The organism is Pseudomonas sp. FP2300 (assembly GCF_030687595.1).
GTDB classification, from domain to species: Bacteria; Pseudomonadota; Gammaproteobacteria; order Pseudomonadales; family Pseudomonadaceae; genus Aquipseudomonas; species Aquipseudomonas bijieensis.
The window spans coordinates 4962077-4986902 of the sequence record NZ_CP117440.1; the positions used below are offsets into that span (position 1 = coordinate 4962077).

General features: G+C 61.8%; 26 protein-coding genes. 2 read left to right on the forward strand and 24 right to left on the reverse strand.

Annotated elements, in window-relative coordinates; genetic code table 11:
* Positions 1 to 20 precede the first annotated feature (20 nt).
* The 13 genes from PSH86_RS21835 to PSH86_RS21895 form a co-directional block, all read right to left on the reverse strand.
* Positions 21 to 815 (reverse strand): TatD family hydrolase, encoded by a 795-nt coding sequence (locus PSH86_RS21835; protein WP_109754378.1) that lies wholly within the window; start codon positions 813 to 815, stop codon positions 21 to 23.
* Between the two features lie 11 nt (positions 816 to 826).
* Positions 827 to 1183, reverse strand: a complete 357-nt coding sequence (locus PSH86_RS21840; RefSeq protein WP_109754379.1) for a PilZ domain-containing protein — start codon at positions 1181 to 1183, stop codon at positions 827 to 829.
* Positions 1184 to 1225: 42 nt separating this feature from the next.
* Positions 1226 to 2215, reverse strand: a complete 990-nt coding sequence (locus tag PSH86_RS21845; RefSeq protein ID WP_109754380.1) for a DNA polymerase III subunit delta' — start codon at positions 2213 to 2215, stop codon at positions 1226 to 1228.
* Positions 2208 to 2840, reverse strand: a complete 633-nt coding sequence (gene tmk / locus PSH86_RS21850; protein WP_163857473.1) for a dTMP kinase — start codon at positions 2838 to 2840, stop codon at positions 2208 to 2210. The genes PSH86_RS21845 and tmk overlap by 8 nt, the downstream gene beginning before the upstream one ends.
* A 20-nt stretch (positions 2841 to 2860) precedes the next feature.
* Positions 2861 to 4021: an endolytic transglycosylase MltG gene (gene mltG, locus PSH86_RS21855; protein ID WP_116833142.1), complete on the reverse strand. Its 1161-nt coding sequence runs from the start codon at positions 4019 to 4021 to the stop codon at positions 2861 to 2863.
* Positions 4022 to 4024: 3 nt separating this feature from the next.
* Positions 4025 to 4840, reverse strand: a complete 816-nt coding sequence (gene pabC / locus PSH86_RS21860) for an aminodeoxychorismate lyase (protein ID WP_249015398.1) — start codon at positions 4838 to 4840, stop codon at positions 4025 to 4027.
* A complete protein-coding gene (gene fabF / locus PSH86_RS21865; RefSeq protein ID WP_109754384.1) occupies positions 4840 to 6084 on the reverse strand; it encodes a beta-ketoacyl-ACP synthase II in 1245 nt (414 codons plus the stop codon). Before fabF ends, pabC begins: the two co-directional genes overlap by 1 nt.
* A 108-nt stretch (positions 6085 to 6192) precedes the next feature.
* Positions 6193 to 6429 carry an acyl carrier protein gene (gene acpP, locus PSH86_RS21870; RefSeq protein ID WP_003175607.1) on the reverse strand — a complete coding sequence of 79 codons (237 nt, stop codon included), beginning with the start codon at positions 6427 to 6429 and terminating at the stop codon, positions 6193 to 6195.
* A 191-nt stretch (positions 6430 to 6620) separates the two neighbouring features.
* On the reverse strand, positions 6621 to 7364 hold the full coding sequence (fabG, locus tag PSH86_RS21875; protein WP_109754385.1) for a 3-oxoacyl-ACP reductase FabG: 744 nt from the start codon (positions 7362 to 7364) through the stop codon (positions 6621 to 6623).
* Positions 7365 to 7379: 15 nt separating this feature from the next.
* On the reverse strand, positions 7380 to 8318 hold the full coding sequence (fabD, locus tag PSH86_RS21880) for an ACP S-malonyltransferase (RefSeq protein WP_109754386.1): 939 nt from the start codon (positions 8316 to 8318) through the stop codon (positions 7380 to 7382).
* Positions 8319 to 8441: 123 nt separating this feature from the next.
* Positions 8442 to 9452: a phosphate acyltransferase PlsX gene (gene plsX, locus PSH86_RS21885; protein ID WP_109754387.1), complete on the reverse strand. Its 1011-nt coding sequence runs from the start codon at positions 9450 to 9452 to the stop codon at positions 8442 to 8444.
* A 4-nt stretch (positions 9453 to 9456) separates the two neighbouring features.
* Positions 9457 to 9639: a 50S ribosomal protein L32 gene (gene rpmF / locus PSH86_RS21890; RefSeq protein ID WP_003179396.1), complete on the reverse strand. Its 183-nt coding sequence runs from the start codon at positions 9637 to 9639 to the stop codon at positions 9457 to 9459.
* A 13-nt stretch (positions 9640 to 9652) separates the two neighbouring features.
* On the reverse strand, positions 9653 to 10180 hold the full coding sequence (locus PSH86_RS21895; protein WP_003204262.1) for a YceD family protein: 528 nt from the start codon (positions 10178 to 10180) through the stop codon (positions 9653 to 9655).
* Positions 10181 to 10285: 105 nt separating this feature from the next.
* On the opposite strand from PSH86_RS21895, the gene PSH86_RS21900 reads away from it, so the two are divergent.
* Positions 10286 to 10864 carry a nucleoside triphosphate pyrophosphatase gene (locus PSH86_RS21900; protein WP_305484868.1) on the forward strand — a complete coding sequence of 193 codons (579 nt, stop codon included), beginning with the start codon at positions 10286 to 10288 and terminating at the stop codon, positions 10862 to 10864.
* A 161-nt stretch (positions 10865 to 11025) separates the two neighbouring features.
* Here PSH86_RS21900 and PSH86_RS21905 read toward each other — a convergent pair whose 3' ends face one another.
* From PSH86_RS21905 to rluC, 3 genes are read right to left on the reverse strand one after another with little or no spacing between them, the layout of a single operon-like run.
* A complete protein-coding gene (locus tag PSH86_RS21905) occupies positions 11026 to 12015 on the reverse strand; it encodes a S49 family peptidase (RefSeq protein WP_109754389.1) in 990 nt (329 codons plus the stop codon).
* 20 nt (positions 12016 to 12035) lie between these two features.
* Positions 12036 to 12698 (reverse strand): HAD-IIIA family hydrolase, encoded by a 663-nt coding sequence (locus PSH86_RS21910; RefSeq protein ID WP_109754390.1) that lies wholly within the window; start codon positions 12696 to 12698, stop codon positions 12036 to 12038.
* Positions 12688 to 13644: a 23S rRNA pseudouridine(955/2504/2580) synthase RluC gene (gene rluC, locus PSH86_RS21915; protein WP_109754528.1), complete on the reverse strand. Its 957-nt coding sequence runs from the start codon at positions 13642 to 13644 to the stop codon at positions 12688 to 12690. The genes PSH86_RS21910 and rluC overlap by 11 nt, the downstream gene beginning before the upstream one ends.
* Before the next feature lie 699 nt (positions 13645 to 14343).
* Here rluC and rne point away from each other — a divergent pair.
* Positions 14344 to 17538, forward strand: coding sequence for a ribonuclease E (gene rne / locus PSH86_RS21920; RefSeq protein WP_249015403.1), 3195 nt, complete (start codon positions 14344 to 14346; stop codon positions 17536 to 17538).
* Positions 17539 to 17763: 225 nt separating this feature from the next.
* Here the strand turns inward: rne and PSH86_RS21925 are convergent, their stop codons facing one another.
* The 8 genes from PSH86_RS21925 to PSH86_RS21960 form a co-directional block, all read right to left on the reverse strand.
* Positions 17764 to 18354, reverse strand: coding sequence for a nucleotidyltransferase family protein (locus tag PSH86_RS21925; RefSeq protein ID WP_305484874.1), 591 nt, complete (start codon positions 18352 to 18354; stop codon positions 17764 to 17766).
* Between the two features lie 20 nt (positions 18355 to 18374).
* Positions 18375 to 19346 (reverse strand): XdhC family protein, encoded by a 972-nt coding sequence (locus PSH86_RS21930; protein WP_305484877.1) that lies wholly within the window; start codon positions 19344 to 19346, stop codon positions 18375 to 18377.
* Complete coding sequence (locus PSH86_RS21935) at positions 19346 to 21661, reverse strand: xanthine dehydrogenase family protein molybdopterin-binding subunit (protein ID WP_109754394.1); 2316 nt, start codon at positions 21659 to 21661, stop codon at positions 19346 to 19348. The genes PSH86_RS21930 and PSH86_RS21935 overlap by 1 nt, the downstream gene beginning before the upstream one ends.
* The gene (locus PSH86_RS21940) at positions 21658 to 22128 is read right to left on the reverse strand and encodes a (2Fe-2S)-binding protein (protein WP_305484882.1); all 471 of its coding nucleotides are present in this window, start codon (positions 22126 to 22128) and stop codon (positions 21658 to 21660) included. The genes PSH86_RS21935 and PSH86_RS21940 overlap by 4 nt, the downstream gene beginning before the upstream one ends.
* Before the next feature lie 266 nt (positions 22129 to 22394).
* Positions 22395 to 23414 (reverse strand): UDP-N-acetylmuramate dehydrogenase, encoded by a 1020-nt coding sequence (gene murB / locus PSH86_RS21945; protein ID WP_305484884.1) that lies wholly within the window; start codon positions 23412 to 23414, stop codon positions 22395 to 22397.
* Positions 23411 to 23875: a low molecular weight protein-tyrosine-phosphatase gene (locus PSH86_RS21950; protein ID WP_109754397.1), complete on the reverse strand. Its 465-nt coding sequence runs from the start codon at positions 23873 to 23875 to the stop codon at positions 23411 to 23413. Before PSH86_RS21950 ends, murB begins: the two co-directional genes overlap by 4 nt.
* The gene (kdsB, locus tag PSH86_RS21955; RefSeq protein ID WP_109754398.1) at positions 23875 to 24639 is read right to left on the reverse strand and encodes a 3-deoxy-manno-octulosonate cytidylyltransferase; all 765 of its coding nucleotides are present in this window, start codon (positions 24637 to 24639) and stop codon (positions 23875 to 23877) included. The genes PSH86_RS21950 and kdsB overlap by 1 nt, the downstream gene beginning before the upstream one ends.
* Complete coding sequence (locus PSH86_RS21960) at positions 24636 to 24821, reverse strand: Trm112 family protein (protein ID WP_003179363.1); 186 nt, start codon at positions 24819 to 24821, stop codon at positions 24636 to 24638. The genes kdsB and PSH86_RS21960 overlap by 4 nt, the downstream gene beginning before the upstream one ends.
* Positions 24822 to 24826 lie beyond the last annotated feature (5 nt).

A 24826-nucleotide genomic window follows, 5' to 3' on the forward strand; every position in this document is an offset into this window, starting at 1 on the left:
GGGTTTTTTTTGCATGGAATTCAGGCTTGCACCGGCCGGACGTGAGCCAGCGGAAACAATTGCTTAAAATTTTCCGTCGTCTGCTCGGCAAACCGCTCGTAGGACTCGCCGCGCAGCATCGCCAGGAACTCCGCCACTTCCCGTACGTATTGCGGAAGATTCGGCTTGCCTCGATAGGGAATGGGCGCCAGGTAAGGCGAATCGGTTTCCACCAACAATCGATCAGCCGGCACTTTGCTGGCGACATCGCGCAATGCATCGGCATTGCGGAACGTGACAATCCCGGACAAGGAAATGTAATAGCCCATGTCCAGTGCTGCCTTGGCCATGTCCCAGTCTTCAGTGAAGCAATGCAGCACCCCGGCCTGGGGCAGCGCGGCATCACGCAGCAAGGCCAGGGTGTCGGCCCGGGCGCCACGGGTATGGATGATCACCGGCTTGCCGGTTTGCCGGGCGGCCTCCAGGTGCAGCCGGAACGACGCCTGCTGCACGTCGGCGGCTTCCGGCTCGTAGTGATAGTCAAGGCCGGTTTCACCAATGGCGACAACCCGTGGATGGTCGAGCTCACGCAACAACCAATCGAGCGCCGGCGCGGCGTCTGGCTGGACATCCAGCGGGTGGACACCGACCGAGCAATCGACATCGGCATAACGTTCGGCCAGTGCCTTGACGTCGGCGGCGTTGTCGGCGCTGACGCCGATGCACAGGAAGTGACCGACACCCCGTTGGCGGGCCGCGTCCAGCGCAGCATCCAGGGAGCCGCCGTGGGCAGCGAGGTCGAGACGGTCAAGGTGACAATGGGAATCTACAAGCATAAAGGGCTGGGCTACATCGTATGGGTGGGACGGTCGGACTTCAGGGAGCCGGCCAAGTGGGTTTCGATCTGATTGCGAGCCGAATTGTCGCCGTCGTTGAACTGCACGCCAACGCCAGCGGCCCGGTTGCCCTGGGCGCCTTTGGGCGTCATCCAGATCACCTTGCCGGCGACCGGGATCTTTTCCGCTTCATCCATCAGGCTCAAGAGCATGAACACTTCATCGCCCAAGCGATAATTCTTGTTGGTCGGAATGAACAGGCCACCGTTCTTGATAAAGGGCATATAGGCGGCGTAAAGCACCGACTTGTCCTTGATGGTCAAAGACAGGATGCCGTTGCGTGGCCCGGGACTGACAGGTTCGTTCATGCTGATCTCCGCTGCGATTGAGCTGAGTTTAGGCAGTACCTGTCAGTTTCGACCAGGCAAACTCGCCCACTGCACCAACAGCGCCTCGAGCAATAGCACCCGATTGAGGTTCGCCTTGCCTAGCACCTTCTGACGTTGGGCAAGAATCCAGTCCTGAATGTTCAAGATTTTATCCTGGCTGCTTTTTTGCGCCAGGTACTGGATGACCTTGCGCATGTCCGCCAACCCCAGGCCGGCCTCATCCTCGGTCAGTTGGTAACGCAGGATCAGGCTCGACCAGTCGCAGAACCAGTCAAACAGCAGGAGCAACGGGATCGCATTCCAGCCCTCGGCCAGTTGCGTGGGGGATTGCTGCTGCTTGAGCAGTTTCTTTACCCCATCCACCACCAGGGCCCGCTGTTCACGCACGCCCTGGGCCTGAAGGCTGACAGCCGCCAAGGGCGAGCCGGCCGCCAGGGTCAGCAGCTCGACACGCTCTTCGTCGCTACTATCGGGCAAGGCCTGGGCCAGCCACTGCAAACTCATCGCCTCGCTCGGCAGCGGGCAGGCCTGCTGCACGCAACGACTCTTGATGGTCGGCAGCAAGCGGCTCGGCTGGTGGCTGACCAGCAACAGCACGGTATCGCCGGAAGGTTCTTCAAGACTTTTGAGCAAGGCGTTGGCGGCGTTGATGTTCATCGACTCGACCGGCTCGATCAGTACTACCTTGCGCCCGCCCATCTGTGAAGTCTGGACCACGAAGCTGACCAGATCCCGGACCTGGTCGACCTTGATCGCCTTGTCCGCCTCCTCCGGCTCCAGCACGTAATTGTCGGGATGGCTGCCGGCCTTGAGCAGCAGGCATGACTTGCACTCGCCACAGGCGTCGTTCGAGACACCCGGGCGCAGGCAAAGCAGACTGGCCATCAGACGCTCGGCCAGTGCCCGCTTGCCGATGCCGACCGGTCCGTGCAGCAGATAGGCATGGGCATGCTGGGCACGACCGGCCAATTGCTGCCAGAGACCGTCTTGCCACGGATAGGCTTCAGCCACGGACACGCTCCAGCAAACGCGGCAGCAAGCCGTCCAGGGATTGTTGCACCTGGGCCAGCGGTTGCGCGGCATCGATCAACAGGTAACGCGCCGGATCGGCCTTGGCGCGACTCAGGAAGGCATTGCGCACGGCGTTGAAGAAAGCCTGGCCCTCAAGCTCGAAACGATCCAGCCGGCCACGGGCGCTGGCGCGGGCCAGGCCGATTTCCACCGGCAGGTCGAACACCAGGGTCAGGTCTGGCCGCAGGTCACCCTGGACGAAGGCTTCCAACGCGGCGATGCGCTCCACGGACAAACCGCGACCGCCACCCTGGTAGGCATAGGTCGAATCGGTGAAACGGTCGCACAGCACCACGGCGCCACGGGCCAGCGCCGGGCGAATCACCTCGGCCAGATGCTGTGCCCTGGCCGCGAACACCAGCAACAGCTCGGTGTCGGGGTTCATGACTTCTTCAATGGGCGCCAGCAGCACCTCGCGAATTCGCTCGGCCAACGGTGTGCCGCCCGGCTCACGGGTCAACACCACCTCGAGGCCGGCGTCTCGCAGGCGTTCGGCCAGGTATTCGCGATTGGTGCTCTTGCCGGCGCCTTCCGGGCCTTCCAGCGTTATAAACAAGCCAGTCACAGGCGATCCTTTATCAATGTTCATTGCGAGCTCGGCGGCTCGCTGGCATTCGGTTCAGGGGCAGGTTGCTGGGGCGGTACCTGGGGCACGTCCTCAGGCGCCGTATCGGGAGATGCCGCCGGGATCGGCGCCTGCTCGTCCGGGGTTGCCGGGGCCGGGCTGGAGCGGTAATCGGCACGGCGCTTGAGCTGGAATTCACGCACTGCATTGTTGTGCGACTCCAGGTCATCGGAAAACACGTGGCTGCCATCACCGCGCGCGACGAAGTAAAGGCTATTACCCGACGCCGGGTTCAATGCCGCATGAATCGCCTCGCGTCCCACCATCGCAATCGGCGTCGGCGGCAAGCCTGGAATCAGATAAGTGTTATAGGGATTTTCTTCTTTCAAATGGGCACGAGTCAGTTTGCCAGTGTAGCGCTCGCCCAGGCCGTAGATCACCGTGGGATCGGTCTGCAGGAGCATGCCCAGGCGCATGCGTCGCACAAAGACGCCGGCAATCTGCCCGCGCTCCTGGGGCACGCCGGTTTCCTTCTCCACCAGGGACGCCATGATCAGCGCTTGATACGGTTGGGTGTAAGGCACATCGGCGGAACGCTGCGCCCATTCCTTGGCGAGCACGTCTTCCAGGCGGTCGTAGGCTTTTTTCAGCAAATCGACATCCGAGGTGCCACGCACGAAGCGATAGGTGTCCGGGAAGAACCGGCCTTCGGGAAATATTCCGGAGTGGCCGATACGCTCCATGACCTGGCTGTCGCTCAGGTCGGTGAGGGTCTGCTGGAGCTTTTCATCCTTGGCCAACGCTGCGCGCACCTGGCGGAAATTCCAGCCTTCCACCAGCGTCACGCTGTACTGCACCACTTCGCCGCGCTTCCAGACACCGATCAGGCCTTCCATCGTCATGCCTGGCACCATCCGATACTCACCGGAGTGCAACGGCTGGTCAGCGAGATTGAAACGCCAATAGATCCGCAGCCAGAAGGCGTCCCTGATCAGGCCGTCGGCTTCGAGGCGCTTGAGGGTTCCGGTCGGGGTGGTTCCGTTGGGCACGTCCAGCAATTCTTCCTGGGTGATGTTCAGCGGCTGTTGCAGCGCCGAATGGATCTTCCAGGCCGAAGCCCCCAACAACAGCCCTGCCAGGACCAGGCCGGTCTCCAGCAGCAGCAAGAATTTACGTCTCACGAATCAAGCATCCAGTAGCGCACGGGCAAGGGTCTGCAGTTTACGGGTGAGCGGGCCAACCGACCAGCGCGCCGAACCGCATCCACGTACCGGCCACACGCCATACACGCTGTTGCAGACGAAGACTTCATCGGCCTGGTGCAACTGTTCGAGGCTGATGTCCGTGATTTGCGTGGCGATGCCTTGGGACTTGGCTTGAAACAATAATTCCGCGCGCATTACACCGGCCACGCCGCAACGGCTCAAGTCCGCCGTGAACAATACGCCATCGCGCACCAGGAACAGGTTGCTGAACACCCCCTCGATCACCCGTCCGGACGTATCCAGCATCAAGCCTTCGGCATGTTCCGAGTCGGCCCATTCGGCACGGGCCAGCACCTGTTCAAGGCGATTGAGATGCTTGAGGCCGGCGAGCAAGGGCTGCTCGGACAAGCGCACGGTACAAGCAAACAGGCGAATGCCTTGTTCGGCATGGGTCGCGGGATAAGCGGCCGGCGGACTCCCCTGCAGGATGCGCCGGGCCATGGCCAAGGGATCAGCGGCATAACCGCGCAGACTGTCGCCACGGGTCACGATCAGCTTCAGCACGCCGTTACCCAGCCCCCGGGCGTAGGCACTCAGCTCAGCGCTCAACGCGTTCATGTCGACATTGAGCGCCAACCGCCGGCAGCCTGTCTCCAGGCGTTGCAGGTGACGGTCCAGCAACACGGGCCCGCCGTCGTGCACGGCGATGGTCTCGAACAACCCATCGCCATAAGCCAGGCCGCGATCTTTCAGCGACAGGACGTCGGCCGGCTGACCGTCGACCCAGCTTTCCATCAACCGGCGAACCGGCGGAACACCAGCGAACCGTTGGTCCCGCCAAAGCCGAAGGAGTTGGACAGCACCACATCGATATCCATGCTGCGGGCGGTGTGCGGCACGAAGTCCAGGTCGCAGCCTTCGTCCGGCTCATCGAGGTTGATGGTCGGCGGCGCCGTCTGGCTGTTGATCGCCAGGACGCTGAAGATCGCTTCCACCGCCCCTGCCGCACCCAGCAGGTGACCGGTCATGGACTTGGTCGAACTGACCGCCAGCTTGTACGCGTGCTCGCCAAACACGGTCTTGATCGCCTGGGCTTCGGCCAGGTCGCCGGCCGGGGTCGAAGTGCCGTGGGCGTTGATGTACTGCACCTGCTCGCCGTTGATTTTCGCGTCACGCAAGGCATTGGCGATGCAACGGGCCGCACCGGCACCATCGGCCGGTGGCGAGGTCATGTGGTACGCATCGCCACTGGTGCCAAAGCCGATCAGTTCGGCATAGATGGTCGCGCCGCGGGCCTTGGCGTGTTCCAGCTCCTCGAGCACCAGCGCACCGGCACCGTCGGATAGTACGAAGCCATCGCGCCCCTTGTCCCATGGCCGACTCGCGCGGGCGGGCTCATCGTTGCGGGTCGACAGCGCACGGGACGCGCCGAAACCGCCCATGCCGAGGCCGCAAGCGGCCATTTCAGCGCCACCGGCAATCATCACGTCGGCTTCGTCGTACATGATGTTGCGCGCGGCCATGCCGATGCAGTGGGTACCAGTGGTGCACGCCGTGGCGATGGCGTAGTTGGGTCCCTGGGCACCCAGGTGGATGGACAGGAAACCGGAAATCATGTTGATGATCGAACCCGGCACGAAGAACGGAGAAATCCGACGCGGCCCCGAATCGTGCAGCGTGCGGCTGGTTTCTTCGATATTGGTCAAGCCGCCAATACCCGAACCCATGGCCACGCCGATGCGTTCACGGTTGGCGTCGGTGACCTCCAGGCCAGCGTTACGCACTGCCTGGAAACCGGCTGCCAGGCCGTATTGAATGAACAGGTCGAGCTTGCGGGCTTCCTTGACCGACAGGTATTCCTCGACATTGAAGCCCTTTACCGAGCCGCCAAAACGGGTGGAATAGGCAGAAAGGTCGGTGTGTTCGATCAGACCAATGCCACTGCGGCCAGCCAGAATGCCCTGCCAACTGCTCGGCACATCCGTGCCCAGTGGCGACAACATACCCATACCGGTGACTACGACGCGTCTACGCGACACAGCACTCTCCTTTTTCTAATGACGACTTTGCATCAGGCCTAAAGAAAAAACCGCACGCCGTGACGGCAGTGCGGTTTTTCCATGACAGCTAGCGACGACTAAAAACGATTACGCCTGGTGGCTGGTAACGTAGTCGATAGCAGCTTGTACAGTAGTGATCTTCTCAGCTTCTTCGTCAGGAATCTCGGTCTCGAATTCCTCTTCCAGAGCCATCACCAGCTCAACGGTGTCAAGGGAGTCGGCACCCAGGTCTTCAACGAAGGAAGCGGTGTTCACAACTTCTTCTTCTTTAACGCCCAGTTGCTCGGCAACGATTTTCTTGACGCGCTCTTCGATGGTGCTCATACCTTGTTTTCACTCCTAATGGACAAATTCAGGCAGCTGGCCGGTGGGTAAGTGTATAGAAGAACTTTTCGGTTTTTCAACCGAAAGCTTCACTCCTCAGACCCCGCGGCCCGCCGTCTATAAATTGATTGCAGCTTTATAACGGATTTTAGACAGCTCGTATGACATTTTTTTGAAGCAATCCGTCACATTTAACTCATGTACATCCCGCCGTTTACCGGGATTGTAGCCCCGGTCACGTATGCCGCACCGTCCGACGCAAGAAAAGCGACCACGGACGCGATTTCTTGAGCTTGCCCCAGACGACCCAGCGGAATCTGCGTCAACAAGGCTTCACGCTGTGCTTCTGGCAGTTCGCGGGTCATGTCGGTATCGATGAAACCCGGTGCGACCGAGTTTACCGTAATCGAGCGCGAACCCACTTCACGCGCCAACGCACGGCTGAAACCTTCCAGACCGGCCTTCGCCGCAGCATAGTTTACTTGGCCTGCGTTGCCCATGGCACCCACAACCGAGCCAATACTGATAATTCGTCCCCAACGGGCCTTGGTCATGCCACGCAAAACGCCCTTGGACAGCCGGTACAGACTGTTCAGGTTGGTGTCGATCACATCGAACCATTCGTCATCTTTCATGCGCATCATCAGGTTATCGCGAGTGATACCGGCATTATTGACCAGGATCGCCGGCGCACCGAACTGCTCCTGAATGCTTGCCAGCACCGCCGCAACGGATTCGTCGCTGGTGACGTTCAGCTCAAGACCGGTGCCCTGGATGCCATTTTCCTTCAGGGTCGCAGCGATACGCTCGGCGCCCGAAGCGGAAGTCGCGGTGCCAACAACGATGGCGCCTTGACGACCCAGTTCCAGGGCAATGGCCTGGCCGATGCCACGGCTTGCACCGGTCACCAGTGCAACTTTACCTTGCAGACTCATGCAAGCTTCTCCTGTTCAGGCCTGCGCTGCACGGGCGGCAGCGAAGGCGTCTGGGGTGTTGAGATTGGAAGTCGACACGCCTTCGGCGCAGCGTTTGTTCAGGCCTGCCAGCACTTTACCAGGACCGCATTCGACCAGTTCGATCGCGCCCTTGGCCGCCAGGGTCTGTACCGATTCGACCCAGCGAACCGGCTTGTAGAGTTGCTCCAGCAGATCACGCTTGAGGGTCTCGAGATCCGGCGCCACGTTGGCGCTGACGTTCTGCACCACGGGAATCTGCGGGGCCTGCCAGTCGATGGCGGCAATGGATTCGGCAAAGCGCTCGGCAGCCGGACGCATCAGCTCGCAGTGCGACGGCACGCTGACCGGCAGCGGCATGGCGCGCTTGGCACCACGGGCCTTGCAACCTTCGATGGCGCGCTCGACAGCCGCCTTGGCACCGGCGATGACCACCTGGCCCGGGGAGTTGAAGTTCACCGCACTGACCACATCGCCTTGCGCCGCTTCAGCACAGGCGGCCAGCACATCGGCGTCTTCCAGGCCGAGGATCGCGGCCATGCCGCCCTGTCCGGCCGGAACAGCCTCCTGCATCAACTGGCCACGACGCTCCACCAGTTTCACCGCGTCGCCCAGGCTCAGGCTGCCAGCGGCTACGAGGGCGCTGTATTCGCCCAGGCTGTGACCGGCGACGAATGCCGGGCGCGCGCCGCCTTCAGCCAGCCACAGGCGCCACAGAGCGATCGAGGCGGTCAGGATGGCCGGCTGGGTTTTGTCAGTTTGATTGAGGCGCTCTTCCGGCCCTTGCTGGGTCAGCGCCCAGAGGTCATAGCCGAGCGCATCGGAAGCTTCTTTGAATGTTTCGAGGATCAACGGGTATTGCGCGCCCAGCTCGGCCAGCATGCCGAGGGACTGCGAGCCCTGTCCTGGAAAGACGAATGCGAGGGAAGCAGACATGAAAACAAAGCCCCTAATGATCTTGTCGTCAAAAATTGACGCCCCTGGGGGCGCTAGGAAACTGAGAGTTGGATGGCGGCTCAAACCGACCGGTCACATTTAAGCATTGTCGGACGAAAACGCCTAAGTTAACAAATCCTCAAGGCGACCATGCAGGCGCTCCGGCAGGTTCTCCTGGATTTCGATCACCGCTCGGTTGATCGCACTCTGGAAACCCTGCACGCCCGCCGAACCATGGCTCTTGATCACGATACCCTGCAACCCGAGGAAACTCGCACCGTTGTGCCGCGCCGGCGCCAGGTCCGCCTGCAACCGACGCATCAACGGCAACGCCAGGGCACCGACTGCCCGCGAGACCAGACTTTGCTTGAACAAGGTCTCGATACGCTGGCCAATCATGGTGGCCAGCCCCTCGCTGGACTTGAGCAGGATATTGCCAACGAAGCCATCGCATACCACCACATCGGCCTCGCCACGGTACAAGCCATCACCTTCGACGAAGCCGATGTAGTTGATACCCCGCGCACCCTGCAATAGCGTGGCCGCCAGCTTGACTTGCTGGTTGCCCTTGATGTCTTCGGTGCCGATGTTCAGCAATGCCACTCGAGGACGCACGACGCCCAGGGTTTCAGCCGCTACCGAGCCCATCACCGCAAATTGCAGCAAATGCTCGGCACTGCAATCGACGTTGGCCCCCAGGTCGAGCAACTGGCAGATCCCACGCTGAGTCGGGATCGCCGCCACCATCGCAGGCCGATCGATACCCGGCAAGGTCTTGAGCACATAGCGCGACAGCGCCATCAGCGCACCGGTATTGCCGGCACTCACACATGCCTGGGCTTTGCCATCGCGCAGAAGCTCAAGCGCTACCCGCATCGAGGCGTCAGGCTTGCCGCGCAGGGCCTGGGCCGGTTTTTCGTCCATGGCGATGATTTCGGACGCCGGGAAAATGGTCAGGCGCGCACGATCCACAGCCGATTGGCCGCTGAGCATTTCTTCTAGAAGGGAGGATTGACCGACGAGGGTCAGGTGCAACGAGGGTGTAGCATTCAGACAAGCAAGGCTGGCCTGAACAATGCTGCGGGGACCGAAGTCCCCGCCCATTGCGTCAATCGCGATGACTTGAGCGGACAAGTGATTACTCGTCGGCGCCCTTGTCGATCACTTTACGGCCACGGTATACGCCTTCTGGCGATACGTGGTGACGCAGGTGAACTTCACCAGTGGTTTTTTCTACAGACAGGGTGCTAGCCTCGAGAGCGTCGTGCGAACGGCGCATGTCACGGGCAGAGCGGGATTTTTTGTTCTGCTGAACAGCCATAATTGATTAACTCCTAAACGTTTGGGTCACGCTTTAACTGCGCCAATACACTGAACGGGTTGGACCGCGTTACCTCGTCCTCGCTCGGTTCGGGCTCATCTGCTCCCGCCGGCTGCTGGCATTCTTCCGGATGATGAGCAGGCACAATGGGCAAGGCGAGCAGAAGCTCCTCCTCGATCAGTGACTGCAGATCCAATGGATCTTCGCCCAGTTCCAGCACGTCATAACCTTTCGGCAACGACTGGGTATTCGCACCCTCCTTCACCACGGCGTAACTGCATTCGCTGTGGATCGGCAGGGTGACCAGCTCAAGACAACGCTGGCAAACCATTTTGACTTCAGTGTCGATAAAGCTGTGGATAACCACAGATTTACGTTCATCTCGTTCAAAAACGAATTTGGCCTGGACCGTACCGACATCGTCGGAAAGCGGGTCGCAGAGTCTCTTCAAATCGGCCAGCAGCAGTTCACCTTGAAGGGTGGTGCCACGGTCAGCCAATTTGCGCGGGTCAACGTGAGGTGGAATCGGGTCATTCAACATAGGCGCAGCATTATAGGGATGCCCCCGGCCATGTCAAAGGAAATTCAGCCCTGTCCGTCACTTGCGCACCTCGCTAGAATTCGCCCCTGCCTCCAGGAGCTGCCCATGCTGCCTTTATTACTTGCCTCAAGCTCGGTCTATCGCCGGGAATTGCTTGCCCGCCTGGGACTGCCGTTCGTCTGCAGCTCACCCGACATCGACGAAAGCCATCGCCCCGGCGAGAGCGCCCTCGAACTGGTCAAACGCCTGGCCCGGGAAAAAGCCCTGGCATTGGCTGACAGCCACCCGGCGCACCTGATCATCGGCTCAGACCAGGTCGCCGTGCTCGACGAACGCATCCTGGGCAAGCCTCACACCTTCGAAAACGCTCGCGAACAACTGCTGGCCGCCAGCGGCGCCAAGGTCACGTTCCTGACCGGCCTGGCACTGTTCAACAGCCAGACCGGCAGCTGCCAGGTCGATTGCGTGCCGTTTACCGTGAACATGCGCTTGCTGGACCCCGAGCGCGTCGAACGCTACCTGCGGGCCGAGCAACCCTATGACTGCGCCGGCAGCTTCAAGGCCGAGGGGCTGGGCGTGAGCCTGTTCCAGAGCACCGAAGGGCCGGACGCCACCAGCCTGATCGGCCTGCCGCTGATTCGTCTTGTGGATATGTTGCTGGCCGAGGGTGTGCAGGTTCCCTGATCCAACATACATGCGTGGCGAAGGGCTTCATTTGTGGGAGCAAGGCTTGCCCGCGATGCAGGCACCGTGATGATACAGGCTAGCCGAGTTATCGCTCATCGCGAGCAAGCTTTGCTCCCACAGCAATCTCCTCGCCACAGAAGATCGCGCGAAACGAGGAGTTAGCGCAACGCTGGCCCCTGGAACCCCATCCACATCGCCAGATGCTCGGCAATGCTCGCCCCCAGTTTTTTCGAGAAGCGGTCGAACGGCGACTCTTCGATGGTGAAGTCCACCAGATCCTTCTGGCCGATTACATCCCGCGCCACCGAACTGGCACTGCCCAAGCCATCGATCAGGCCCAGCGGCAATGCCTGCTCCCCCGACCAGACCAGCCCGGAGAACAGCTCCGGATGTTCCTTATCCTTCAAGCGCTCGCCCCGGCCTTTCTTGACGCTGGCAATGAATTGCTTGTGGGTCGTATCGAGCACACCCTGCCAAAAAGCCGTTTCTTCGGGCTTTTGCGGCTGGAACGGATCAAGGAAGGATTTATGCTCGCCGGAGGTATATACCCGACGCTCCACCCCCAGTTTCTCCATGCTCCCGACAAAACCATAACCTGCCGCCGTCACACCAATGGAACCTACCAGGCTGGCCTTGTCGGCATAGATCTGGTCCGCCGCACTGGCAATGTAATAGGCGCCGGAAGCACCGAGATCGGAAATCACCGCATACACTTTGATATCCGGGTGCAATGCACGCAACCGAACGATCTCGTCGTAAACGTACCCCGACTGCACCGGGCTACCACCCGGACTGTTGATGCGTAGCACCACACCCTTGACCTTAGGATCCTCGAAGGCAGCCCGCAGGCTGCCGACAATGTTGTCGGCGCTGGCAGGCTCTTTGTCGGCGATCATGCCCTCGATATTGATCAAGGCGGTGTACGCCGAGCCGGCGACAGCGCTTTTTTCCATGTCCATCAGCGGCGTGAACAACGCCAGCGCAAGAAAGAGGTAAATAAAGGTCAGCGACTTGAAAAAGATCCCCCAACGACGGGCGCGACGCTGTTCCTGCACGCCAGCGAGCAAGGTTTTCTCCAGCAGCTTCCAGCTTTTGTCATCACCATTCTCGGCGCTCGCCTTGACAGGTGCTTTCCATTCATCGGTCATGGGTGAATCCCTAGCAAGACTTAAAGGGCCCGCCGGCTCAGCCAGGCGTGCAACTCAGGAAAATGATCAATGGCCAGTCGCGGCTCGAATGCCCGTAGAGCCTCGATGGCCTGAGCCCCGTAGCTGACCGCCACCGACCCCATGCCGGCATTGCGCGCCATCTGCAGGTCGAATGACGAATCCCCCACCATCAGCGCCTGCTCCGGCCGCATGTTGCAATGCGCCAGAATCTGCTCGAGCATCAACGGATGCGGCTTGCTGGCGGTTTCATCCGCAGCCCGGGTGATATCGAAATACTCCTCCCAGCCATGGGACTTCAATACCCGATCCAAGCCCCGACGAGCTTTCCCGGTCGCAACCGCCAGACGGTAACCCTCGGCACGCAAGGCCTGGAGCGTTTCCACCACACCATCGAACAATGGTGAAGGCTCGGCTTCCAGCGCGATGTAGCGATCAGCGTAATGCTGGCGAAAAACCAGCAGTTCATCGTCGTCAATGGCCGGATACAGGCTGCGGATGGCTTCCGGCAATCCGAGACCAATGATGCCTTTGACCGCGAAGTCATCGCACCGGGCAAACCCCATGCGATCCGATGCGACATGCATCGCCTCCACGATCCGACCAATGGAGTTCGCCAGAGTGCCGTCCCAATCGAAGATCAGCAGTTTGTAGTCAGGATGCACTCAACCGCTCCACGGTCTTGGCCCACATGTCATCCACCGGAGCCTGCAGTTTCAGTTCGCCACCATCAGGCAGCGGCACGGTCAGCATGTAGGCATGGAGGAACAGCCGCTTGCCGCCCAGATCGCGGATTTCCTTGGTGAAATCGTCATCGCCATATTTGCTGTCACCGGCAATGCAATGCCCGGCGTGCAAGGTATGGACACGAATCTGATGGGTACGCCCGGTCACCGGCTTGGCCTCGACCAGGGTGGCGAAGTCGTCGAAGCGACGCAGCACCTTGAACACCGTCAGCGCCTCCTTGCCCTCCTCGTTGACTTCGACCATGCGCTCGCCGGAACGCAGGTTGCTCTTGAGCAACGGCGCACGGACTTGCTTGATGGCGGTTTCCCAGCGGCCACGCACCAGCGCCATGTAGCGCTTGTCGACGCCGTCGCCGCGCAATTGCTCGTGCAGGTGACGCAACATGCTGCGCTTCTTGGCGATCATCAACAGGCCGGAGGTGTCGCGGTCGAGGCGATGGACCAGCTCCAGCTCCTTGGCGTCCGGACGCAACTGACGAAAGGCTTCGATCACGCCGAAGTTCAGGCCGCTGCCGCCGTGAACCGCAATGCCCGCCGGCTTGTTGATCACGATCAAGGCCTTGTCTTCATAGACAATCGACGCCTCGAGGCGCTGCAGCAACCCTTGGGCCAGGGGCACCGGCTCATCGCGCTCGGGCACGCGAACCGGCGGCACGCGCACGACGTCACCAGCCTGGAGCTTGTATTCAGGCTTGATCCGACCTTTGTTCACCCGCACTTCGCCTTTGCGCAAAATGCGGTAGATCAAGGTCTTGGGCACGCCTTTGAGCCGGGCCAGCAGGAAATTATCGATTCGTTGGCCGGCATATTCCGGCGAGACCTCGAGCAGTTGAACGCCAGGGGTCGAAGGGGCAGTAGTTGTCATGGCGGCGATCATAACAATTTTTTATGGAATTGAAGCACTTAATCATTGCTGCTATAGTCGCGAACGCCGCCAAAAGTGGCTGGACAGCGGACTAACGGTCAAAAACCGGCCCTGACCAACGCAATTCACGAGGACGAGAGGCCGTCCTACGGGGCTTTCGCTACGTAACGGTAGAGTTTGCAGGTGTAACGAGCGCAGGTGACATGAGGCCTGAAATACGCCGCAAAGCAGGGTTTTGACTCGCCTTGCGCGCCACATTCACGGCCAGTTCACAAAGTGCAGTCAGCTGCGAACGACCCCGAGCGAGAGCTTCGGAAACAACGCCTAAATTAGCCATGATGCGTGACCTCCCCTTCCGGAGCTCACGGTAAATGCCAACCCGCTGCGGATTCTGCGCGCGGCAGCACCCGAATTATCAGGGATACGTGTAGGGTGGAGATGTACAACCGTCGGTCTGTGTAGCACTAGGCTTATATTTAGACGCTTCATCTCGTCCACAGACGCCGGTTGATTCCTCCTCCTGACTGAGTGCTTGAGTACCAGCAAGCAGGACGCGTCCGTCGCGACTTCGCCATCATTGGGTCGAACTCGCTGGACACTGGATTGGCCTTGCCATCTCCAGGACGCACCTGACACCGACCGTGAGAAGTCGTGTGTGCCGAACGCCGTTTCCGGCAGCCCGGAAACCGACGGTACTACATGAAAAGAATGCTGATTAACGCAACTCAACCCGAAGAGTTGCGTGTTGCACTGGTAGACGGCCAGCGCCTCTACGACCTGGATATCGAATCCGGTGCACGCGAGCAGAAGAAGGCCAACATCTATAAAGGCCGGATTACTCGCATCGAACCAAGCCTTGAGGCTGCCTTTGTCGATTTCGGCTCCGAGCGCCACGGCTTCCTGCCCCTCAAAGAAATCTCCCGCGAATACTTCAAGAAAGCCCCTGAAGGCCGCGTCAACATCAAGGACGTCCTGAGCGAAGGCCAGGAAGTCATCGTCCAGGTCGAAAAAGAAGAACGTGGCAACAAGGGCGCCGCCCTGACCACCTTCATCAGCCTGGCCGGCCGTTACCTGGTCCTGATGCCAAACAACCCGCGTGCCGGTGGCATTTCCCGCCGCATCGAAGGCGAAGAGCGCAACGAACTGCGTGAAGCTCTCAATGGCCTGGTCGCCCCGGCTGACATGGGCCTGATCGTTCGCACCGCCGGCCTTGGCCGCAGCAGCGAAGAAATGCAGTGGGACCTCGACTACCTGCTGCAACTGTGGACCGCCATCAAAGAAGCCTCGCTGGATCGCTCCGCGCCGTTCCTGATCTACCAGGAAAGCAACGTGATCATCCGCGCCATCCGCGATTACCTGCGCCAGGACATCGGCGAAGTGCTGATCGACAGCGTCGAAGCCCAGGACGAAGCCCTGACCTTCATTCGCCAGGTGATGCCGCAGTACGCCAGCAAGATCAAGCTCTACGAAGACAGCGTCCCGCTGTTCAACCGTTTCCAGATCGAAAGCCAGATCGAGACCGCCTTCCAGCGCGTCGTCGAACTGCCGTCCGGCGGCTCCATCGTCATCGATCCGACCGAAGCCCTGGTGTCCATCGACATCAACTCGGCGCGCGCCACCAAAGGCAGCGACATCGAAGAAACCGCCCTGCAGACCAACCTTGAAGCCGCCGAGGAAATCGCCCGTCAGCTGCGCCTGCGCGACATCGGCGGCCTGATCGTCATCGACTTCATCGACATGACCCCGGCCAAGAACCAGCGCGCCGTGGAAGAAAAGGTCCGTGAATGCCTGGAGGCCGACCGTGCCCGCGTACAGGTCGGTCGCATCTCGCGCTTCGGCCTGCTGGAAATGTCCCGTCAGCGCCTGCGTCCGTCCCTGGGCGAAAGCAGCGGCATCGTCTGCCCGCGTTGCAACGGCACCGGCATCATCCGTGACGTCGAGTCGTTGTCCCTGGCGATCCTGCGCCTGATCGAAGAAGAAGCCCTGAAAGACCGCACCGCCGAAGTTCGCGCCCAGGTGCCGATCCCGGTGGCTGCGTTCCTGCTCAACGAAAAACGTAACTCGATCACCAAGATCGAACTGCGCACCCGTGCCCGTATCGTCATCCTGCCGAACGATCACCTCGAGACGCCGCACTTCGAAGTGCAGCGCCTGCGCGATGACAGCCCGGAAGCCCACACCAACCAGTCCAGCTACGAAATCGCTGCGGCTGCTGCCGAAGTGGAAGAAGTCCAGCCAGCTGCCGCCACGCGCACCCTGGTTCGCCAGGAAGCAGCGGTCAAGACCGCTCCGGCCCGTGCCAACGCTCCGGTTCCGACCGAAGTGGCCGCTCCGGTTGCCGCCCCGGCCGCCGCGCCTGAGCCAAGCCTGTTCAAGGGCCTGGTGAAGTCGCTGGTCAGCCTGTTCGCCACCAAGGAAGAGCCTGCCGCGCCTGCCGTTGTCGCCAAGCCTGCCGCCACCGAGCGTCCTGCCCGCAACGAAGAACGCCGCAACGGTCGCCAGCAGACCCGCAACCGCAACGGTCGTCGCGACGAAGAACGCAAGCCTCGCGAAGAACGTGCACCGCGTGAAGAACGTGCGCCACGTGAGCCGCGTGAAGAACGCCAGCCACGCGAAGCCCGTGAGGAAGCGCCAGCCGTAGCCCGCGAAGAACGTGCACCGCGTCCGCCGCGTGAAGAACGCCAGCCACGCGCACCACGTGAAGATCGCAAGCCTCGTGGCGAGCGTGAAGAACGTGTTCGCGAACTGCGCGAGCCACTGGATGCCGCCCCGGCCGTTGCAGCAGCCACCGCTGAAGAGCGTCCGGCCCGCCAGCCGCGTGAAGAACGTGCACCGCGTCCTCCACGTGAAGAACGTCAACCACGTGCCGAGCAGGCAGCCGCCGCTGCCAGCGAAGAAGAAGTGCTGAATACCGAAGAGCAGTTGCAGGAAGACGGCCAGGACACCGCCGAAGGCGATCGTCCACGCCGCCGCTCCCGTGGCCAGCGTCGTCGCAGCAACCGTCGTGAGCGTCAGCGCGACGCCAACGGCAATGTGATCGAAGGCTCGGAAGAATCCGAGTCCACCGAGAACGCCGAAGCGCCAAGCGCTGCGGACCTGGCTGCCGGCCTGGCCGTGACCGCGGCCGTTGCCAGCAGCGCGATCAGCGCTCCGGCCGAAGCCCAGGCTCACGAACAAGCCGAACGCGCCACCGCCGCGGTGGAAAGCGCGCCGGTTGCCGAAGCTCCCGTAGTCGAAGCCACTACCCCGGTAGAAACCACTGCTTCGCCAGAAGTGGAAGTCGCTCCGGCCCGTGAAGCCCAGGTTGCTGAAACTGAAGTGGTCGCCGAGCCTGCACCGGTCGTCGAGCAACCAGTGGCAGCCGCTGAGCCAGCCTTCGAAGCACCGGCCGAGGAAAAGGCACCAGAGCCTGCCCGCGAAGAGCAGACAGCGTTCAACTGGACCGCCGAGCCAGCTGCACCGGCGCCGGTTGTCGAACCTGAGCCGACACCAGAGCCAGTGAAAGCGGTCGAACCAGAAGTGGTCGAGCCGGCTCCAGTGGTCGAAGCCCCCGTGGTCGTCGAAACACCTGCCCCGGTTGAAGCGCCTGCACCTGCCAGCGCCCTGACCGCGAATGGCCGCGCGCCGAACGATCCACGTGAAGTGCGTCGTCGCAAGCGTGAAGCCGAGCGCCTGCAGAAGGAAGCCGAACAAGCTGCCGCTGCCGCCGCTCAAGCGCCTGCTGCCGAGCCAGCACCAGTGGTGGAAGCAGTCGAGGCAGCCCCTGCCCCGGTTGCGGAAACCCCGGCTGAACCAGCTCCGGAAATCGACGCACCTCAGCACACCGCTGAGGAAGTCGCGCCGCGTCATACTGAAGCCCTGGAAAAAGAGCACGAGCCTAAACCTCACGCCTGATTCCACCGCCCAGTAAAAAACCCCGCCTGGTCATGCCAGGCGGGGCTTTTTTATGCCTGCAGACTTATCCACAGTGGGTCTCGGACCAGGCACAAGACTTATGCCCATTGAAGATCCAATGTGGGAGCGGGCTTGCTCGCGATGGCGCCGGGTCAGCTTGCATCAATACTGAAGTCAGACCGCTTTCGCGAGCAAGCCCGCTCCCACAGGGTTTTGCGTCGTCTGTTATTTGAAGGTCAGTGCCTCTGGCACATCGACATCCCAAACAACACCAGGGTCATCCACCGGTACTTCGACCACTTGCGCCCCAGCAAACAATACCTTGGCGCCGCGATCCCCGGTGAGCGCCATCAGTTTTGCTCCAAACTCACGACCAAACCCCACCGGATGCCCATACTCACCTGCAAGCACCGGCACGCTGATGCCATCCTCGCGGACCGCCGCCACCACCTGCTCGATGCTCGACGGCAGGATGAACGGCATGTCGCCGAGCAAAATCAGCCAGCCATCAAGGTCCGGGCAGGCCTGGACGCCGGCGGCAATGCTATCGCCCAAACCGGGCGAATCCAGCTCCACGAAATCGCAGCCGTAGGCCTGGGCCATGCGAATGGCCTGCGGACGCTCCGGGCTGGTCACCAGCACGCGCTTTTCCAAGGAAGCAGGCAGATTCACCAACACCTGCTCGATCACCGACCGCACAGCACCGTCACGCCCCGTACAATCGGCCAGCAATTTATCCTTGTCCGGGCCTGCAACCTGGCGGAAACGGCTGCCCGATCCGGCCGCGAGAATGATCACGCCAATCGACTGGGACATATTCCCTCCTCATCTGCGACCTACTGCGGTTTTTTCTGCCGCAGTTCAACGCCATTCTTGATCGCCACGATTTCGGCCAGCAGCGACAAGGCGATTTCCGCCGGGGTGTGACTGCCGATGTGCAGGCCGATGGGCCCATGCAGGCGCTCGATGGCCTCTGCTGACAAGCCTAGCTGAGCCAGGTTTTCCCGGCGCTTCTGGCTGTTGACCCGCGAACCCAGGGCGCCGACATAAAAAGCCTTGGAGTCCAGCGCCGTGAGCAGCGCCATGTCATCCAGGCGCGGATCATGGGTCAGGGCCACAATGGCGGTGCGTTCGTCGGTCTGGATGCTCAACACGGCCTCGTCAGGCATTCCCGAGACGAAGCGGCCATGCTGCTCTTCCCAACCGTAGACAAACTCCTTGCGCGGATCGCAAATCAGCACTTCGAAGTCCAGCAGCCGGGCCATTTCCGCCACGTAGCGCGAAAGTTGCCCGGCGCCGATCAGCAGCAGCCGCCAACGTGGGCCGTAAATGGCCCGCAGGACCTGGCCATCGAACACCAGGGCATCGGTCTTGCTGACCGGGGTCAGGACCACGTTGCCATTGGCGACGGTCAGCTCACGGGCGACGATTTCATGGGCTTCGCAGCGTTCCAACAGTTCAGCGACCCACTGTGGATCGCCGACCCGCTCCTCGGTCAGGCGCAAGGTGCCACCGCACGGCAGGCCGAAACGCGCCGCCTCTTCGCGGGTGACGCCATAGGTGATCAGTTGCACCGGCGGACCGTCCGCCGGAATGCGACCGTCGTGAAGCCGGGCGATCAGGTCATCCTCGACACAACCGCCCGACACCGAGCCAATCACCACGCCATCTTCGCGCAGGGCCAGCATCGCCCCTGGCGGCCTCGGTGCGGTGCCCCAGGTCTGCACCACGGTGAACAACACTACCCGCTGCCCGGCGCGGCGCCATTCAAGCACGCTGCGCAGGACGTTCAGATCAACGCTGTCCATCAGGCCTTCGCCTGTTGCCAGCCTTGCAGCTGATACCGCACAGGCAAGTTACGGATGCGCTTGCCGGTGGCGGCGAAAATCGCGTTGCACAACGCTGGCGCGATCGGCGGCACGCCCGGTTCACCGACGCCGCCCAACGGCACCTCGCCCGGCGGAGTGACCAGATGCACCGCCACTTCCTTGGGCGCCAGGGACATGCGCGCCACTTCGTACATGTGGAAATTGTCCTGCTGGACTTTGCCATCCTTGAAACTGATTTCTCCCACCATCGCATTACCCAGGCCCATGACACAGGCGCCTTCGAACTGGGAGCGGATGCGCTCGGGGTTGATCTGCGGGCCACAATCCACGGCGATGTCCGCCTTGTGCACGATCACCGTGCCATCGTCCTTGACCTCCACCTCGATCACCGCTGCCACGTAAGTGACGAAGCTGTAGTGCACCGCCAGCCCCAGGCCACGCCCTTTGGGCAGTTCTCGGCCCCAACCGGCGGCCTTCGCGGCGGTTTCCAGCACCGTGCGGATCCGCGCGGTATCAATCGGATAACGCTCGGGGGATTCGCCGTAGTTCCATTCTTCGCTCAAGGTACGCGGATCGATCTTACGGTCCGGCCCGAGCAATTTGACCTGGTACTTCAGTGGATCCTGACCGGCCTTGTGGGCCAACTCGTCGATGAAGCTCTGGATCGCGAACCCGTGGGGGATATTCGACACCGAGCGATACCAGCCCACCCGGGCATGGGCCACCGCCTCGGGGTTCTCCAGGCGCAGGTTGGGAATGGCGTAGGCCATGTTGGTCACGCCCATGCCTATTTCGAACGGCGCCTCGTGGGTCATGCCCGGTGCAAACAGCGCGGTGATGCTCGGGGCTACGGTGCGATGCAACCAGCCCGACGGCATGCCGTCCTGGTTCAGGCCGGCCTTGAGGTATTCGGCTGACACGGTATGGAAATACGAGTGATGGATGTCGTCCTCGCGGGTCCATTGCACTCGGATCGGCTGGCCGGGAAACTCCTTGGCGAGCACCGCCGCTTCGACGACAAAATCAGGCTTGGACTTGCGCCCGAAACCGCCGCCCAACAACGTGATGTTCACCGTGACCTTCTCGAAAGGAATGCCCAGGCGTTCGGCGACACGCTCGCGAGTCACCTGCGGCGCCTGGCTCGGTGCCCAGGCCTCGCATTGGCCGTCCTTGAAACGAGCGACGGCAACCATCGGCTCCATCGGCGACTGGGACAGATGCGGCAGGTAGTACGCCGCTTCCAGGGTCGAGTCGGCCTTGGCCAGCGCGTCGTCGAGGTCGCCGCTACTGCGTACGACTTTGCCGGGCTTGAGGGCCGCCGCTTCCAGCTCCTTGCGATAGGCAATGGAGTCATAAGCGGCATTCGGGCCGTCGTCCCACTGGATTTTCAATGCCTCACGGCCCTTGATCGCCGCCCAGGTGTTCTTCGCCACCACCGCCACGCCGCCCAACGGCTGAAACTCCGAGGGTAGCGGGCGTCCTTCGATCTGCACCACCTTGACCACGCCCGCTACTTTCAGCGCCGCGCTGCTGTCCACGCTCTTGACCTTGCCGCCATAGACCGGCGGACGCGCGATGACGGCGTAGAGCATGCCGTCCAAATGCACATCAGCCCCGAACACGGCGCGGCCATTGACGATGTCCGCGCCATCGATGGCCCGGCTCGCTTCCTTGCCGATATAACGGAACTCGGATGGCTGCTTGAGACGCAAGCTGTCACGGCTCGGTACTGGCAGGGCACTGGCGGCAGCGGCCAATTCGCCATAGGCCAATTCGCGACCGGAAGGTTGGTGCAGCACTTTGTGCAGCTGGGCGTGGCATTCACCCACCGGGACCTTCCATTGTGCGGCAGCGGCCAGCTCCAACATGGTTCGGGCGGCAGCACCGCAACGGCGCATCGGCTCGTACCAGTGACGCATGCTGCGTGAACCGTCGGTGTCCTGGTTGCCGAAACGCGCCTCATCGGCCGGCGCCTGTTGCACCTTCACCCGCGCCCAGTCGGCCTCCAGCTCATCGGCCACGACCATGCTCAGGCTGGTGCGCACACCCTGGCCCATTTCCGAACGATTGCAGATCACGGTCACGCTGCCGTCGGCGGCAATGCTGACGTACACCTTCGGGTCGTCGACCGCGCCATGGGGCATGCCCTCGGCGCCGAATTTCTTTTCCTCGGCAAAGGCATCCGGCATCCCCCAACTGGCGGCCAGCACCAGCACACCGGTGGCGCTCGCGCCCTTGAGGAAGCCACGACGGCTGAGGTTGCTCAGCACAAAATCATTGGGCAAGCGGCTCATGCCTTGGCCTCCTTCAGGTGAGTGGAGGCTTGGCGGATCGCGGTCTTGATTCGGTTGTAAGTGCCACAGCGGCAGATGTTGCCAACCATGGCTTCTTCGATCTGCTCATCGCTCGGGTTGGGGTTGGTCTTGAGCAAGGCGGTGGCGGACATGATCTGCCCGCCCTGGCAAAAACCGCACTGGGCCACGGCGGTGTCGAGCCAGGCCTTCTGGACGACTTGCCCGACCGGGTCGGCGTGGAGCCCATCGATGGTGCTGACGTCCTGCCCTTTCACCGAGCCGATTGGCGTGATGCAACTGCGCGCCGGGGCGCCGTCGATGTGGATGGTGCACGCGCCGCACAGGCCCATGCCGCAGCCGAATTTGGTGCCGTTGTAACCGGCCACGTCCCGGATAGCCCACAGCAGTGGCATGTCCTCGGTCACATCCAGTTGATGGTCTTTTCCATTGAGTTTCAGGGTAATCATGGGCACGCCCGCATAGTTATCGAGTTATGGGGTCGAGCAATCTGCCGCTTGGGTAACGGTTCGGTTGTCGCAGACTGGCTCAGGCTGATCGGGCTCTCTTATCCAGGCGCACGCAGGCGTCTGTATCGGGCCTTAGGGATGCAAGGATCGCATCGTTAGGAAGCTAAATTAACCCAGGATCAAGCAAAACGCCCTGCACAATCCTGCACAAATGATCGTGCGCAGGGTGTACAGGGCGTTTTTTCAGGCGGTTGCGAAAGCCCGGTTCAGTAACGATTGGGTTCCATTTCGAGCTCGACCTGGAAACGTTCGGCAATGTCTTTCTGGATGCGCAGCGCCAGGTCCAACAGCTGCGGGCCCGTGGCCTTGCCGTAGTTGACCAGCACCAACGCCTGCAACTTGTGTACCCCGGCATCACCCTCGCGAAAGCCCTTCCAGCCGGCCCGTTCGATCAGCCAGCCGGCGGCGATTTTCATCTGCCCTTCAGGCTGTGGATAAGCCACCAGGTCAGGGTATTGCAGCTTGAGATGGTCAACGTGGGTGGCCGGCACCAGCGGGTTCTTGAAGAAACTGCCCGCATTGCCCAGCACGGCCGGGTCCGGAAGTTTTTCACTGCGGATACTGCAAATCGCCCGGCTCACATCGGCAGGCGTCGCCTGCTCGATGCCCTGCTCGGTCAATCGCTGGCGGACCGGTCCGTACTCCAGGTGCAAATGCGCGGCGCGACTGAGGGCGAAATGCACCCGCAGGATCAACCAACGCCCCACCTGCTGCTTGAACAGGCTGTCGCGATAGGCGAAGCGGCATTCCTCCAAGGTGAACTCGCGCAGCTCGCCGGTCTGGCGATCCAGCGCGGTGAGGCCGGCAAAGACATCCTTGATCTCCACGCCATAGGCACCGATGTTTTGCATCGGTGCCGCCCCAACCGTACCGGGAATCAGGCTGAGATTTTCCAGGCCCGACCAGCCTTGCGCCAGCGTGTGCTGGACGAAGGGGTGCCAAGGTTCCCCGGCTTCGGCTTCGACCACCACCCGCTCGCCGTCATCGCTGAGCAAACGAATCCCCCGGCTGGCCATGCGCACCACCAATGCGTCGATGTCGCCGGTCAGCAACAGGTTGCTGCCGCCGCCGATCACCAGCAATGGCACAGCATGTTCGCTGGCATAAGCCAACGCCTCGCGAACATCGCCATCGTCGTGGGCTTCAGCGAACAAGCGGGCAGTGACGTCCACTCCGAAGCTGTTGAAGGGCTTGAGACTGACGCCCGCCCGTACCTGCAAGGTCATAACCGCCCCTTCAATTCGATCACCAGGCGATCCGTGGCGCGCTCGATCAAGTCCAGCACCTGCTCGAAGCCCTGCTCGCCGTCGTAGTACGGGTCCGGCACATCGTCGAGTTCGGCTTCGTAGCGCCGCAGGAACAGATCCAACTCGGCCTTGCCGTTGGCCGGTTGCAGGGCCTTGAGGTGGCGCAGGTTGCTGCTGTCCATCGCCAGGATCAGGTCGTAGCTGGCGAAGTCGGCGCGGGTGACCTGTTGCGCGCGCTGGGCCGACAAGTCGTAGCCCCGCTTCAGGGCCGCAGCCTGGCTGCGCTTGTCCGGGGCTTTACCGACGTGCCAGTCACCGGTGCCGGCGGAAGCGACTTCCACCTGCCCGGCCAACCCGGCCTCACGCAACTTGTGGCGCAGGATGCCTTCGGCGGTGGGCGAGCGGCAGATGTTGCCGAGGCAGACGAACAGGACCCGCATCAAGCCTCCAGCAGGCGACGAACGCGCTCGAGGTCTTCGGCGGTGTCGACACCGGTCGGCGGAGCGATCAGCGCATCGGCGACGTGGATCCGCACGCCATGCCACAGGGCACGCAGTTGCTCCAGGGATTCAGTGTTTTCCAACCAGCATGGGCCCCAGGCGACGAAGTCCTGGAGGAAACCAGCGCGGTAGGCATAGATACCGATATGGCGGCGGTACGGTACGCCTTCGGGCAGTACATCGGGGTTCTTGGCAAACGCGTCCCGAGCCCAGGGCAATATTGCACGGCTGAAGGTCAGCGCCAGGCCATTGAGGTCACTCACAACCTTGACCACGCTAGGGTTGAACAGGGTCTGCGCATCCTCGATCGGCTCGGCCAGGGTGGCCATGCGCGCTTCGGTGTGGGCCGCAAGGTTGGCGGCGACCTGATCGATGACGCTGGGTGGGATCAAGGGCTCGTCACCTTGCACATTGACGACGATGGCGTCGGCGGCAAGACCGAGTTTCGCCGCGACCTCCGCCAGGCGATCGGTACCGGAATTATGGTCTTCGCGAGTCAGGACCACCTCGGCGCCAAAGCTTTTGCAGGCCTCGACGATGCGCGCATCGTCAGTCGCCACCACCACGCGCTGGGCGCTGCTTTTGCAGGCCTGCTCCCAGACGTGCTGGATCATCGGCTTGCCGGCGATCGACAGCAACGGCTTGCCGGGCAGGCGCGTCGAGGCGAAGCGCGACGGAATGACAACGGTAAAGGCTGCGGTCATTTATCCAGGCGCTCATCGGTGGTCAGGGTGCGGGCTTCGCTTTCGAGCATCACCGGGATGCCGTCGCGAATCGGGTAGGCCAGGCCGGCGCCCTTGCTGATCAGTTCGGTCTTGTCGGCGCTGAGCTTGAGCGGGCCTTTGCAGACCGGGCAGGCCAGAATATCGAGCAATTTGGTGTCCATGGTAT